This window comes from Clostridium gelidum, assembly GCF_019977655.1.
Taxonomy (GTDB): domain Bacteria; phylum Bacillota; class Clostridia; order Clostridiales; family Clostridiaceae; genus Clostridium; species Clostridium gelidum.
The window spans coordinates 3,881,959-3,897,555 of sequence record NZ_AP024849.1 but is presented as its reverse complement, the minus strand read 5'-3'; the positions used below and the strand labels follow the sequence as shown (position 1 = coordinate 3,897,555).

Annotated in this window: 13 protein-coding genes; 12 read left to right on the top strand and 1 reads right to left on the bottom strand. The window is 28.5% G+C overall.

The window, feature by feature from the left end:
• Positions 1–79: 79 nt before the first annotated feature.
• A complete protein-coding gene (locus psyc5s11_RS17925; RefSeq protein WP_224033848.1) occupies positions 80–2,206 on the bottom strand; it encodes a methyl-accepting chemotaxis protein in 2,127 nt (708 codons plus the stop codon).
• A 518-nt stretch (positions 2,207–2,724) separates the two neighbouring features.
• Between psyc5s11_RS17925 and psyc5s11_RS17920 the strand changes: the two genes are divergently transcribed.
• From psyc5s11_RS17920 to psyc5s11_RS17865, 12 genes are all read left to right on the top strand, one after another.
• On the top strand, positions 2,725–3,855 hold the full coding sequence (locus psyc5s11_RS17920) for an iron-containing alcohol dehydrogenase (protein WP_224033847.1): 1,131 nt from the start codon (positions 2,725–2,727) through the stop codon (positions 3,853–3,855).
• Positions 3,856–3,916: 61 nt separating this feature from the next.
• Positions 3,917–4,198 (top strand): TIGR04076 family protein, encoded by a 282-nt coding sequence (locus tag psyc5s11_RS17915; RefSeq protein ID WP_224033846.1) that lies wholly within the window; start codon positions 3,917–3,919, stop codon positions 4,196–4,198.
• Between the two features lie 262 nt (positions 4,199–4,460).
• Positions 4,461–5,684 (top strand): PucR family transcriptional regulator, encoded by a 1,224-nt coding sequence (locus psyc5s11_RS17910; protein ID WP_224033845.1) that lies wholly within the window; start codon positions 4,461–4,463, stop codon positions 5,682–5,684.
• A gap of 279 nt (positions 5,685–5,963) precedes the next feature.
• Positions 5,964–6,302: a P-II family nitrogen regulator gene (locus tag psyc5s11_RS17905; RefSeq protein WP_224033844.1), complete on the top strand. Its 339-nt coding sequence runs from the start codon at positions 5,964–5,966 to the stop codon at positions 6,300–6,302.
• Positions 6,303–6,423: 121 nt separating this feature from the next.
• Positions 6,424–7,542: an ABC transporter ATP-binding protein gene (locus psyc5s11_RS17900; protein ID WP_224033843.1), complete on the top strand. Its 1,119-nt coding sequence runs from the start codon at positions 6,424–6,426 to the stop codon at positions 7,540–7,542.
• Positions 7,539–8,450: an ABC transporter permease gene (locus psyc5s11_RS17895; protein WP_224033842.1), complete on the top strand. Its 912-nt coding sequence runs from the start codon at positions 7,539–7,541 to the stop codon at positions 8,448–8,450. Before psyc5s11_RS17900 ends, psyc5s11_RS17895 begins: the two co-directional genes overlap by 4 nt.
• A complete protein-coding gene (locus psyc5s11_RS17890) occupies positions 8,451–9,260 on the top strand; it encodes an ABC transporter permease (RefSeq protein WP_224033841.1) in 810 nt (269 codons plus the stop codon).
• 40 nt (positions 9,261–9,300) lie between these two features.
• Complete coding sequence (locus psyc5s11_RS17885; RefSeq protein ID WP_224033840.1) at positions 9,301–10,362, top strand: polyamine ABC transporter substrate-binding protein; 1,062 nt, start codon at positions 9,301–9,303, stop codon at positions 10,360–10,362.
• 197 nt (positions 10,363–10,559) lie between these two features.
• The gene (locus psyc5s11_RS17880; RefSeq protein ID WP_224033839.1) at positions 10,560–11,780 is read left to right on the top strand and encodes a PucR family transcriptional regulator; all 1,221 of its coding nucleotides are present in this window, start codon (positions 10,560–10,562) and stop codon (positions 11,778–11,780) included.
• Positions 11,781–12,061: 281 nt separating this feature from the next.
• A complete protein-coding gene (gene gabT / locus psyc5s11_RS17875) occupies positions 12,062–13,402 on the top strand; it encodes a 4-aminobutyrate--2-oxoglutarate transaminase (protein ID WP_224033838.1) in 1,341 nt (446 codons plus the stop codon).
• A 309-nt stretch (positions 13,403–13,711) separates the two neighbouring features.
• A complete protein-coding gene (locus psyc5s11_RS17870; RefSeq protein WP_224033837.1) occupies positions 13,712–14,647 on the top strand; it encodes a M14 family metallopeptidase in 936 nt (311 codons plus the stop codon).
• Positions 14,644–15,579, top strand: a complete 936-nt coding sequence (locus tag psyc5s11_RS17865; protein WP_224033836.1) for a M14 family metallopeptidase — start codon at positions 14,644–14,646, stop codon at positions 15,577–15,579. The genes psyc5s11_RS17870 and psyc5s11_RS17865 overlap by 4 nt, the downstream gene beginning before the upstream one ends.
• The last annotated feature ends 18 nt before the right edge of the window (positions 15,580–15,597 follow it).

The following is a 15,597-nucleotide window of genomic DNA, read 5'->3' as shown; positions in this document are numbered from 1 at the left end:
AAAATATTATTATATAGAAGGGACTATTGCAAATGATTTTGCAATAGTCCCTTTTCTATATTTTTATAAATAATTAAGATTAAAATTTAAATTGGTCAAAGCTTTCATTTAATTCAGTTGATAAAGTACTAACTTTTTTAGCTGAATTCGCAACTACAGAACTTGCAGAACTTAATTCTTCAGATGAGGCATAAATTTCCTGAGTAGTTGCTGAAATTTCTTCAGATACGGAAGAAATATTGGATATATTATTTACTAAAGAATCTTTTTCACTATCTAGAGCAACGAAATCTTTAGCAATTGAGTACATTGTAGGTATCATTTTTTCAACTGAATCAGAAATATCTTTAAAAACAGTTATTGTATCATTGACAACAAGAGTTTGAGTTTTAATATCAGTATGAATATTGTTTGTATTAATTACTATTTCATTTGTATTTTGTATAACCTTTGCTACAATGGTATATATTTTTTGAGCAGAATCTTTACTCATTTCTGCAAGATTTCTTATCTCATTAGCAACAACAGAAAATCCTCTTCCGGCCTCTCCAGCTCGAGCAGCTTCAATTGCAGCATTTAAAGATAAGAGATTAGTTTGTTGTGAAATATTATTAATTAAAGCTGTCATTTCATTAATGTCTTTAATATCGTTTGTTACTATGTTTAAAGATATAGTGAAATTTTCAAAATTATTGTTAAGTGATTCTATAGAACTTATTAAGGCTTCAAGTTCTATATTGCCCTTTTTAGCTTTATCTCCAATAGTGGAGGAGCTTATAGTAACATTATTAACTTGTTCTGTAATTGTTGAAATTCTTTTTCCGAATTCATTTAAATTAAGAGTACTATTTGCTAAATTAATAGTTTGATTTTCAGCACCTTGAGAAATTTCACTAATTGCTTTAGCTATAGTTTGAATTAAAGAGGATAGTTCTTCTGATATTGATGAAAGCTCACTAGATTCATTATTAAGATCTGATGAATGTGATTTAAGTGTATAAATACTTTTGTTAAGAGAATATTGAATCTCTCCTAAGGAGTTACACATTATACCAGTCTCAGATTTTTTATTTAAATATTTAGCATCTATTTTTGTAGAAAAATTGCCTTTAGCAAAATCTTTCATTATATTTGCGACATATAAAATATCTTTAGAAATTTTGGATATTACAAATATTAAGGTTAAAGATATTAGCATTAAACTTATAATCCCTAAAATAATATTTATTATTTTTAAACTACTAAAGGTGTTTAACAAATCTTTTTTATCTACTGTAGATATAATGCACCATCCAGTAGTTGGAACTATAGAATAGGACAAAATCTGCTGCGTATCATCACAAACAACATCTTTAGAACCGCTTTTACCTAAAGAAATTAAATTAACTAAATCATCAACATTTGATCCATCAGTATTTTTTAATAAATCAGTAATGTTTTTCCCCTTTTGAACATAAGAATTATTAGAATACCCTAAGAGTTTACCATTTGAATTAACTACAAATGCTTTACCCGAATTCAAAAAGGATATTTTCTTGCTAATATTAGATAATTCATCACCAAATTTAAAGGCAACAAGAACATCAATATGATTATTAATATCTCTAATAGGTGCAGATATGGCAATTACAGAACTATTATTAAGACTATTAAGGAAAGGTTCCGAAACATAAGAAGATCCAGAAGATGCTTTTTTAAAATAATCAGAATCTTTTATATCTATAACTGCACCATTTGTTAGTGTCAATTTTCCATCAGAAGTTGCAATTCCCATATCGGAATATTTTTGAAATTTCTTTTCGTTTACTAGGATTTTTAGTTTATCTTCTAGGGATGTATTTGGATTGGATATAAACGGATTATTTGCTAGACTTTCAACAGATTTTATTTGATTAGTCATAATATCATTTATATCTTGTGCAGTAATATTACTTATTTGACTAATTAAATCTTTGCTATTAGAATAAAGGACTCTTTGTCCTAAATAGTATGTGCAAATTGTCAGCGTCAATAATGTTATTATTACAACTGGCAAAACTCTTAAGAGAACTTTAAAGCTAATTGAATCTTTATTAAAGTTAAAGAAAAGTTTACTGTATTTAAGTGAATTTTTATCACTTTTAGTAATATTATTATTAAATTTGAAAAAGTTTATGAGCTTTTTTATATATATTTTGTCTCGATTGAATTTAATTAAAAATTTCATATGTGTATTCTCCTTCTACTAATAAAATTAAGTTAAAAAACAGTTGGAGTTTATAAACATAGAAGTTTTATATGAAATTAATAATAATAAGTTATAAAAAATATCAATAATTAAACAATATATTTAATAATATAATGATTTATCAATTAACTTATTAATATAATAAGTTAATATTATAAAAAAGTACACATAAATTTATATAATTGTATAAAAATTTGAAAATCAAATAAATATATAACAAAATACTATATAAAAATAAATAATAAAATATAAAGTTATTTCTTTAAGAGATATTAAGAATTTCATGGAATAATCAAATTCATTTAGTTGAAATCATAGAAGAAAAGATTAACTATATTGTGCACACTGCACTGAAATATTGTTATAAAAGATAATAGATTTATATATTTTAATATGCTACCATTAAGTAGACAAAGGTGTCTTTATTAAAAAGATGCCTTTATTTTTATGTGCCTTATTAAAAATATTTTACATATGTGTGAGGAGGATTATTAAATATGAAATTTAATTATAATTTGCCAATAAATCTTTTATTCGGAAGAGGGAGAATAAATGAAGTAGGTAGTGAAGTCGCTAAGTATGGAAAGAAAGCTCTTATAGTAACAGGTAGAGGTAGTACAAAGAAAAGTGGTTTACTTGATAAAGCAGTGAATTTATTAAAGGAAGCAAATATTGAATGTGAAATTTTTGATAAGGTAGAACAAAATCCACTTATTACAACAGTATATGATGGTGTAGATGTTATAAAAGAAACAGGCTGCGATGTTGTTTTAGGAATTGGTGGTGGTAGTATAATGGATGCAGCTAAAAGCATTGCATTTTCTGCTAAAAATCCTGGGGATATATCAGAATATATATTTGGAATAAAGCAAGGAAGTGAAGCATTACCTATAATTTTGGTACCAACAACATGTGGAACTGGAAGTGAAGGAAACTGTTTTTCTGTTCTTACTAATCCAGAAACTAAGGATAAGAAATCTCTTAGAACAAATTCAATTATTGCAAAAGCATCAATTATTGATCCAGAGCTTATGATTACAATGCCTAAGCACATACTTGCATCTGTTGGCTTTGATGCATTAGCACATAATATGGAAGCGTATGTATCAAAAATAGGACAACCATTAACAGATATGAAAGCTCTTTATGGAATAAAATTATTAGCACAAAATTTAACTAAAGTATACAATGATACAACTGATTTGGACGCATGGGAAAATGTAACTTTAGCTAGTACTTTAGGTGGTATGGTAATTGGAGTAGCAGGGGTAACAGCACCTCATGGTATGGAACATCCAGCAAGTGGGCTTTGTGATATTGTTCATGGTAAAGGTCTTGCAGCACTTACACCAATAATTGTTGAGGCGTCATGGGATAGTGATATAGAAAAATATAGTGATATATCAAAGTTATTAGGAGGCGCTGATGCAAGAGATTGTGCAGATGTTATAAGAGAATTTCTTCAAAAGATTAATTTGAAAGTGACTTTAGGTGAACTTGGAATTGGAGAAAAGGATGTGCAGTGGATGGCAGAAAATTGTATGAAAGTCTCAAAACCAAGTATCGTAAATCACCCTAGAGAATTTACTTTGGAGGAAATTAAGGATATTTATTATAAATCATTATAGGTAATTAACAATGCACATTGTGAATTGTAAACTGTGCATTGAAAAAAAAGGAGTGTTAATTATGAGCGAATTTAAAGAGTGTAAGGTAAAATTAGTTGTAAAAAGTTCAAAGTGTGAGTTGTACAAGGCAGGAGATAAAATTTATTTAGATGGAGCCGTGTTAAATAAAGAAAAATCAGCTAATGTTTGCTTAACAGCAATAAATGCTTTTTATCCTTTTATATATGCAGCACGAAAGAGAGTAACAGCAGAGCAAATGGGATTTGATGAATTGACATTTCAATGCCCTGACTGTCCTGAAACTGTAGAATTTACAATAATACAATATGAAGAAGAACAATAATAGTTCAGGGAATCATTATATTGTGAATATATTTTTAGGTTATGGAAAATTACAATTCCATAGCCTTTTTTAGATTACTAAAAATTCGCATAATTTTGCAAATATATATAGTAATATGATAATATAAAAAATATAAGAACTTTAGGCACATGGAATTGTTATTTTTTGATTGTGCCTTATACAGAAGAAGAGAAATTTTTTACATATGAATATAACATGTGTAAATTTATTTGTATCTTCACAGGGGGATGTGAGTGATGCTATGTCAATTATAGTAAAAGATATTCAAAAATTAGAATCTCTTAAAGAAATGGAATTAGTAGCAGGAAAGATAGGATTGGAAAGAAATGTAGAATGGATATATGTAGCAGAATGTTTTGAAGATCCGTTAGAAGGAATTAAGTGGTTACAAGGTGGAGAAATAGTATTTATTACTGGTGTTGGTATGAAAGGTGATATGAGTGTATTAACAAAGCTTATTAAAGGAATTAGTGAAAAGAATGGTTCGGGCTTAATAGTAAATATAGGGCCATACATTGACGATATCCCACAAGAAGCAATTAATCTTGCAAATGAAATTGAATTTCCTTTATTTACACTACCTTGGAAAGTAAAATTAGTCGAGATTTCTCAAGAAATAAGCAATGCAATTGTATTGTCACGTATTGAAGAAAATTCACTAAATCACTTTTTGAGTAATATTCTTTTTGGAGATGGTGAATTAGAAGGTGAAACAATAGAGAAAGCTGCTTATTTTGGATATAATTTAGATGGTGAATGTTGCATATGTGTTATAGATATTGATGGATTTGAAAAATTTTTAAAAACAAAGAAATTGGAAGATGAAATAAGTATATCTAAACTTAAGATTACATTTAGAAAAATAGTTCAAGACATATTAGAAAAATATGCATTAAAAGTTCCAATTATTGATAAGGATGATGCAGTAATATTTTTTAGCAAATGTGAAGAAAATTACATGAATAGATTGGACAAGGCTTTAAAAGAAATAAAAGAGGTAATAAAAAAACGTATAGATGGAATTTCGGTAAGTGTAGGAATAGGTAATTCTTATAAGGATTTAAAAATGATGAAGCAATCATTAAATGAGGCAGAACTAGCTATTAATAGTGCAAAGTGCCAAGGATTAGATGATACAATTACTAAATATAAAGATATAGGAATTTATGGACTTCTTTTTAGTATTAAAAATAAGAAAGTATTAGAAAATTATTATTTAGATGTTTTAGGTCCAATTACAGAAAGTGATAATACAACCAAGGATATTAGTTCAATTCAACTATTAGAAACTTATTTAAATGAAAATTGTAATATTACAGTTACAGCAGAAAAACTATTTTTACATAGAAATACTTTAAAATATCGTATAAAGAAAATAGAAGACCTATTAAATTGCGATTTACATAACTTTGATCATTGTATAAATGTGAAAATTGCATTATACATTAATAAGATTTTAAAGTAAAGTAAAATGTTTTGGTCAATATGGACAAAAATATTAGAATGTATGGATATAGAAAAGATTAAAATAAAGTATTATTATATAGATAAGTTAAAAAACAAGAAACAAAGATGTTTATTGAATGTTAATAGAGAAATATGAATTAAAAAAGGAAAAAGTTATAAAATTTAAAATAGTGTAAAGACAAAGGAGTCTATCATATATTTAATGTGATAGGCTCCAATTTTTGGATAAAACCAATGAATTTTATACAACTAAAAAATAAAGATTGAGGTGGATATTATGAAAAAAGTAGAAATAATTACAAGACCAGATAAACTAGAAGGATTAAAAGAACTTTTAACTGCTCATAATTGTCATGGAATGACTGTATCTACAGTTATGGGATGCGGCACACAAAGAGGATATGTTGCTGAAATGAATTTGCCAGAATTAAACATAAATTTATTACCTAAGATATTTGTTATGACAGTAATTGAAGACAGTGAATTAGATAAAGTACTAACTGATATTTATGAAGCACTGGGAACTGGTACTGTTGGTGATGGTAAAGTTTTTGTTTACGATGTTGTAGAAGTAATGAGAATACGTACAGGAGAAAGAGGAGAAAAAGCATTATAACTTATGAAGAATTTAATATATAAATAGCCAAAGGCGGTTAATATACTTTAACTGTTTTTGGCTATTTTTATTTTAGTAAAGTTATATGCATCCTCAGAGAACAATAAGGAGTGTGGAAAATATGAGTGAACCAATTGTATCTATTGTAAATGTCGAAAAATTTTATGGTGATAATAAAGTTGTTAAAAACTTAAACATGAATATTGAAGAAGGGGAATTCCTAACAATGCTTGGGCCATCAGGCTGTGGAAAGACTACAACATTAAGGATGATAGCGGGTTTTGAAGATGCTACTTCAGGAATAATTAAAGTTGAAAATGAAAGAGTTGAAGATAAAGAACCATATGAACGTAATGTAAATACAGTGTTTCAAAATTATGCTTTATTCCCTCACATGACAGTATTTGACAATATTGCATATGGCTTAAATATAAAAAAAGTACCAAAAGCAGAAGTCAAGGAAAGAGTAAATGAAATACTTGAATTAGTGCAATTGACAGGATTTGAAAAAAGAAAGCCTGATCAAATGTCTGGTGGACAAAAGCAACGTGTTGCCATTGCTAGAGCATTGGTAAATAGACCTAAAGTATTACTATTAGATGAACCACTCGGAGCATTAGACTTAAAACTTAGAAAACAAATGCAAGTAGAACTTAAAAGATTACAAAGAAAGTTGAAAACAACCTTTGTTTATGTAACTCATGATCAAGAAGAAGCATTAACTATGAGCGATAGAATCGCAATTATGAATGGTGGTTATTTAGAACAAATTGGAACACCTGATGAAATATATGAGCATCCAAAGACTAAATTTGTAGCAAGTTTTATAGGAGAATCTAACATTTTAGAAGGCGTTGTTACTAAAATAGAAAATGGAAAGCTAATAATTGCTGCTGAGTGTGGAAACATACAAACTGAGGATAATGGATTTTCAGTTAATGAAACTTTATATGTATCAATAAGACCGGAAAATATGAAATATTCAAAGACACCAGTAGATGGATTTTCACTTCCAGGAGTTGTAAAAGATCATATTTATGTTGGTGCATTAATAAAAACTATGGTTGTCCTTTCTAACGGAGATGAGATAAAAGTAAATAGATTCCCAAATTCGGAAAAACTAAAAGAAAATGAAGTTGTTTATTTATATTGGGATGAAAATGGAGGAGTTCCTATAAAGCGTAATGATGATAAATTAGTAGATTTATTAGATAAGACGCAAAAGGAGGGAATTAAATGAAAAAGGGAAGAGCAGTTGATGAATCAATTAAAAATAAAAAGAGTAAGAGAAAGCTAAAAAGTAAAATAGCACCTACACTTTCAATGGTTGGACCAATTTCTTTTTGGATGACAATCTTTGTAATTGTTCCTTTGATATATGTAGGTTTCATGAGCTTTATGACAAGAGGAACTTATGGAGGAATAGAATATAAATTTACATTAGAAAATTATAAAACAATTTTTGATCCACTGTATTTTAAAGTAATTTTAAACTCAATTGGAATTGCACTTGGTTCTTCTATAATTTGTATTTTGATAGGATATCCATTTGCTTATTATCTTACAAAACAACCAATTAAAAAACGTGGAGCACTTATTATGTTAATAATGATACCATTTTGGACTAGCTCCATGGTAAGAACTTATAGTTGGGTTATTCTTTTGCATGCATCAGGAATAGTAAATAAATTCTTAATGGCAATTGGATTAACAAAAGAACCATTGCAATTATTATACAATGATTATGCGGTTACTTTAGGTATAGTATATGTCTTGTTACCATTTGCAATCTTACCACTTTACAGTGCTATTGAAAAACTTGATAAATCATTAATAGAAGCATCAAATGATCTTGGTGCAAAACCATATAAAACATTTATGAAAGTAACGCTTCCACTTACGTCATCAGGAATTTTTGCTAGTGTTATTTTAACATTCATTCCATCACTTGGATACTATTTTACTGCTGATGTTTTAGGTGGAGGAAAAACTTTGATGATTGGTAACTTAATTAAAAATCAATTTACTACAGCTAAAAATTGGCCTTTTGGTGCAGCTATATCATTAGTATTGATTGCTATTACGTTATTAGTATTATACTTGTATAGCCGTATTGGAGATCTAGATGATCTGGGGGTGGCAAAATAAATGACTAAAAGAGAAAGAAGAAAAAAAATTAAAAGCTTAAGTTCTTCAATATTTTCAATGTTAGTTTATTCGTATATATACATACCTGTTATTATTTTGATAATATTTTCATTCAATAATGAAAAGGCGAATACGCATTGGGTAGGATTCACTACTGAATGGTATGTGAAGTTATTTCATGATTCAGAATTGTTATCTATATTTGGAAATACATTAATTATTGCTGTAATTAGTACAATTCTAGCAGTTATTATAGGAACCATAGGCGCAGTGGGGCTAACTAGGTTTAATTTTAAAGGTAAATCAGTTATAAATAATGCACTATATGTTCCAATTGTTATACCAGAAATTGTTTTAGCAGTTGCATTATTATCAATATTTAGTGCAATAAGTTTTCCACTTGGAATGTTAACTCTTATTTTAGGACATACAACATTAACAGTTCCATTTGTTATCATTACCATAAAATCAAGATTAAGTGGTTTTGATCAATCTGTTGAAGAAGCTTCAATGGATTTAGGGGCAAATAGAAGAACAACATTTTTAAAAGTAACATTGCCAATGATAATGCCTGGTGTAATGTCAGGTGGATTTTTAGCATTTACACTTTCCTTAGATGATTTAATAATAAGTAATTTTATTGCAGGTACAAAGACTATGACTTTCCCAGTTAAAGTATATTCAATGGTTAAGTCAGGAATATCACCAGAGGTAAATGCACTTACGACAATTATTATTGGATTATTCTTATTAGGATTATTAGTGTCAAAATTATTAGAAAAGAAAAGAGCAAAAAAAATTAGTTGTTAAAAAGTATATAATGCTTTAATTATTAAGGAGGAATTAGATTATGAAAAAGTTATTATCAATAGTTTCAATTATGTTATTAATGGTTTCGTTTGTAGGGTGCGGAAAGAAAGAAGACAAGACAGCTGGGGGCTATGCAAAGGAATTAAATCTATTTATTTGGTCAGAGTATGTATCAGATGATGCAATAAAAGGATTTGAAGACAAGTATGGTATTAAAGTTAATGTAAGTTATTTTACATCTACTGATGAAATGAATGCTAAGTTAATGTCAGGTAATGGTAAGGACTATGACCTTGTACAAGCTGGTAATAGTCAAGTAGAAAACTTAATAAATCAAAAATATATACAAGAATTAGACTTTAATAATATCACTAATATAAAAAATCTTAATAAATCAGCTCTTAACCAAGAATTTGATCCAGAGCAAAAGTATTCAGTTGAATATCTTTCATCATACACTGTAATTGGCTATAACAAAAAGACATGTCCTGTAGAAATTAAATCTGTGAAGGATTTATTGAATCCAGCACTTAAAGGTACAATGGTTTCTATTACATCTTCTAGAAGAATAATGGCACTAATTTTAGACTCTTTAGGATATGATCCAAATACAAAAGATGAAAATCAAATTAAAGAAGCTACTGATTTCCTAAAGCAAATGAAAGAAAATGTAAAAATATTTGATGGAGATGCTCCAAGAAAATCTTTATTAAATGGCGAATGTAGTGTTGCTTTAATATATAACGGTGATTTAGCAATTGCTATGAATGAACAACCAGACACATATGCAGTTGCAAATATTAATACTGGTTATGTAAGAGCAAGTAATCAATGGTGTATTCCTACAGGGGTAGCACATAAAAAAGAAGCAGAGTTATTCATTAACTATATGTTAGAACCAGAGGTTATGGCAAAAAATCTTGATGTATATCCATATAATTGTCCGAATGATGAAGCACTTAAAGTTGTAAGCGAACAATATAAGAAAAATCCAGCGCTTAATTTATCAGAAGAAACAATGAAAAAGGCTGTTTCTGTAAAAGATGTTGGAGAAACAGAAGTTGTTTATGATAAATACTGGTCAGAATTTATGAGTAAATAGTTTTTACAAGAACTAGTAATATTAAGTATATAAGGCACATTTAAAAAAATAAAAGTCAATATGCTAAAAAGTCAGAAGATGAGTAAAGCTTTGTAACATATAGCTTATCATCTTCTGATTTTTATTTATTAATATTAAAAAACATACATTGCATAATTGATTTATTAGTTTATATGAATTAGAAAGAGGTGATTATCATGTCAATTATGGTAAAAGATATATTGAAATTAGAAACCCTCAAAGGAATAGAATTAGTTGGTGGGAAATCAGGTATAGAAAAATGTGTAGAGTGGATATATGTAGCAGAATGTTTTGAAGATCCTTTAGAAGGTATTAAGTGGCTCCAAGGTGGAGAAATTGTATTTATTACCGGTGTTGGGATGAAGGGAAATATCACTGCATTAACAAAACTTATTGAAGGGATTAGTGAAAAAAGGGGTGTTGGTCTAATTGTAAATGTAGGTAAATATATAAATAATATTCCAGATGAGTCTATTAAAGTTGCAGATAAATTAGAAATTCCATTATTTACATTGCCATGGGAAGTAAAATTGGTAGAAGTTTCTAAGGAAATAAGTAATGCTATTATCTTGTCACGTATTGAAGAAAATTCTATGAATCATTTTTTAAGTAATATATTATTTGGCGATGGAGACTTAGAAGGAAATGCTACTCAGAAGGCTAATTATTTTGGATATAACCTAGATGGAAAGTGTTGCATATGTGTTATACACATAGATGAATTTGAAAAATTTCTAAGTGTAAAAAAAATAGATGATGATATAAGTGTATCAAAAATTAAAATTACATTTAGAAAGGTAGTACAAGGTATATTAGAGAAATATGCGTTGAAAGTTCCTATTATTGATCATGAGCATGAGATTATATTTTTTTATAGAGCAGAAGAAAATTCTATGAATAGACTAGAAAAGGCTCTGAAAGAGATACAGGAAGCGATAATAGAACGTGTAAATGGACTTTCAGTAAGTGTGGGTATTGGAAATGCGTATGAAGATTTAAAAATGATGAAACAATCATTAAATGAAGCACAATTAGCTATAGATAGTGGAAAATGCCAAGGATTAAATAATACAATTAGAAAATATAAAGAAATAGGAATTTATAGACTCCTTTTTAGTATTGAAAATAGAATTGTATTAGAGAATTATTATTTAGATATTTTAGGGCCAATTATAGAAAATAATAAAAATAAAGATATTCTTTCAGTTCAAATATTAGAGACTTATTTAAGTGAGAATTGTAATCTTACAAGTACAGCGGAAAAATTATTTATGCATAGAAATACTTTAAAATATCGTATAAAAAAAATAGAAGAAGCATTGGACTGTGATTTGCATAATTTTGAACAATGCATGAAGGTGAAAATGGCATTATATATTAGCAAAATGTTAAAATAGCAAAAGATTCATTGGTCAACATGAACAAAAATATTATGGTTCTTGGACATAGAAAAGAAAATTAGAAAGGACTATTATATAAATATATTAAGAGATACAAAACAAAGATGTTTGGAGAGTTAGAACAAGCAATCAAAAATTACCTAAATTGAATTTAAATAATAAATAAGTAGACAATGGAGTCTTTTGTGCATAGAAGCATGGAGACTTTTTTTCTTTATAAATTTAAAAAACTAAATTTTAAATTAAGAAATAATAAATATAAATTGGAGGGTTCAACAATGATTAAAGAAACAAATGTAAAATTAATAACATCTATACCAGGACCAAAGTCAAAGGAATTAATAGAAGAAAGAAAGAAGTATGTAGCAGATGGAGTATCTATGTCAGTAGATATAGCTGTAGAAGAAGCTAAGGGAGCGCTTCTTAAGGATGTTGATGGAAATGTATTTCTTGATTTTGCAGCAGGAATTGGAGTTCAAAATGTAGGGCACTGTGATGATGAAGTAATAGGAGCTATAAAAGAGCAAGTAGATAAATATATACATCCTTGTTTTCATGTAGCTACTTATGAGCCATATGTAAAACTTGCTAAGAAACTTACAGAAATAACTGTAGGAAACTATGAAAAAAAAGTAATGCTTGCAAATAGTGGAGCAGAAGCTTTAGAGAATGCTATAAAAGTAGCTAAGACTTATACTAAGAAAATAGGAATACTTTCAGCTACTGGTTCTTTCCATGGACGTACAAATATGACTATGTCTATAACAAGTAAATATAAACCTTATAAAAATGGTTTTGGACCATTTGCACCAGAAACTTATAAATTTGATTATCCATATTCATATAGAGCACCACTAGGAGTTTCACCAGAGGATTATGCAGACGAATGTCTTGAAAAATTAAGAACCATGCTTAAAACAACAATATCTCCAGATATGATAGCTTGTTTAATTGTTGAACCACTACAAGGTGAAGGTGGATTTGTAGTGCCATCTGCAAAATATATGCAAGGCTTGCAAGAAATATGTAATAAAAATGGTATAGTATTTATAGTTGATGAGGTACAAGCTGGATTTGCTAGAACAGGAAAGATGTTTGCTCATGAACATTATGGTATTGAACCAGATATAATAACCATGTCAAAATCAATAGCAGCAGGAGTTCCATTAAGTGCAGTAGTTGGCAGAAAAGAAATAATGGATTCAGCTTGTATTGGTGGAATTGGTGGAACTTATGGTGGAAGCCCACTTGCATGTGTTGCTGCACTTAAAGTAATTGAAAAAATAGAAAAAGAAGATTTATGTGAGAAATCACTTAAACTTGGAGGATACATTACTGGAAGACTTAATGAAATGAAAGAAAAATATGATGTTATAGGTGATGTAAGAGGATTAGGTTCTATGATAGGATTAGAATTTGTAAAAGACAGAACATCAAAGGAGCCAGCAGCAGATTTAGTAAAAACAGTAATTAAGAAATGTTATGAAAAAGGAGTTATACTATTAGGAGCAGGAATTTTAAGCAATGTAATTCGTTTCTTACCACCATTAGTTATGACAGAAGAACAAGTTAAATATGGAATGGATGCATTAGAAGAAGCAATTGGTGAAAGTATATAATTTAAGTAGAAGAAAATTATATTTAGTAGAGCCTAATATAGATGCTAATTTTTAATAAACAAAGCTATAGTGAAAGAAAAAGATTATATGAGTATAAGCAATTGACAATAAAATTTTGAAGTAGTAATATTAAGTTAAGGCAAAGAAGCTCGAAAGTGAGATTCTTTGCCTATTTTTTTGCGTAAAAGATAATTTTTTTACATTTAAAATAAATATTGATTATAATCACTATATATTTTGCGTTGAAGCTTAAAAAACATATTGATAAATTTAATGAAAAAGCAATAAGCTAAGGAGATGATGGGCAATATGATAGAGACAGTAGTATCTATAGGACTAGCCGTTGATGAAAAGATGATAATAAAGAAAAATAGGATTCAACCTGCAAATTTAAAAGGAAATGAGAAAAGGATATGTGTTATAACAGGCATCCATGGAGATGAACTTGAAGGTCAATATGTATGTTATGAGTTCATTAGAAAAATAAATGAAAATATTGAGCTTTTAAATGGCATAGTTGATATATATCCTGCACTAAATCCACTTGGAATAGATTCCGTACATAGAGGAATGCCGACTTTTGATTTGGACATGAATAGAATATTTCCAGGCTCAGAAAATGGTGCTATGGCAGAACATGTTGCAGCAAAGATTATAGAAGATATAGATGGCGCGGATATGTGTATTGATTTACATTCTAGCAATATATTTTTGAGAGAAAGTCCTCAAGTTAGAGTTAGTGAACATATAGCAGAAAAATTAGTACCTTATGCAAAATTATTAAATATAGATTTTATTTGGGTGCATCCAGTATCAACAGTTCTTGAATCAACTTTAACATGTAACTTAAACAATAGAGATATACCAACATTACTTGTAGAAATGGGTGTTGGAATGAAAATAACAAAAGAATATGGAGATCAATTAATAAAAGGAATATTTAATTTAATGAAAGAAATGGGTATATGGAAAGGTGAAGTTTCACACGTTAAAGAGCCTATTATATCAACAGAAAAAGAAGTTGAATTTATTAATGCTAAAACTTCAGGAATTTTTATGTCTTGTGTAGCTAATTTAGATGAAATTAAAAGAGGAAATCCTATTGGAGAAATTTTAAATCCTCTAACTGGTGAAATAGAGGAAAAAGTAATATCTCCTTGTGATGGAATGATTTTTACATTAAGAGAATATCCAGTAGTTTATGAGGGATCTCTTATTGCAAGAGTATTTGGAGGTATAAAATGAAAAAAGAAATATTATTTACATTAAAATCACCTCATAGAGATGATATGCGCATTGCTGGATATAGGTTTGGAAAAGGGGACAAAGCAGCCTGTATAGTAGGAGCAATTAGAGGCAATGAAATACAACAGTTGTATACTTGTTCTCAATTAATAAAAACTCTAACAAAACTTGAATATAGGGGAGCAATTACTAAAAATCGTGAGATTCTTGTAATTCCATGTGTAAATCCTCATTCTATGAATATAGGAAAAAGATTTTGGACAATGGATAATACTGATATAAATAGAATGTTTCCAGGAAATATTAATGGTGAAACAACTGAAAAAATTGCAAGTGGCATTTTTGAGCAAGTTAAGGAATACGCATATGGAATTCAGTTTACCAGTTTTTATATGCCAGGAGACTTTATACCTCATATAAGAATGATGGAGACTGGATACCAAAGTCCAAGCCTTGCAAATCTTTTTGGACTTCAATATGTACTTACTCGTAAACCTAAACCATTCGATACAACAACACTAAATTATAACTGGCAACTATGGAATACAAATGCATTTTCATTATACACAAACGCAACAGATCAAATTGATGAGATATCAGCAAAACATGCAGTAGTAGCTGTTTTAAGGTTTTTAACTAGAATGGGAGTAATAAAATACAATAGTCATAGTGGTTATATTGCAAGTGTGCTACAAGAAGAAGATTTATTATCAGTTAAAACTACAACAGGAGGAATATATAGAAGACTAAAAAATCCAGGAGATGGAGTTGAAAGAGGAGATGTTCTTGGAGAAATAATTCATCCTTATGAAGGTGAAGTCATAGAAAAAATTATATCTCCAACTGATGGAATAATATTTTTTGCACATACATCACCATTAGTAATGGAAGATGTGGTGGTATATAAAATAATTAGAAGACTTCATGAATAAATACATAAGTTATTTTTA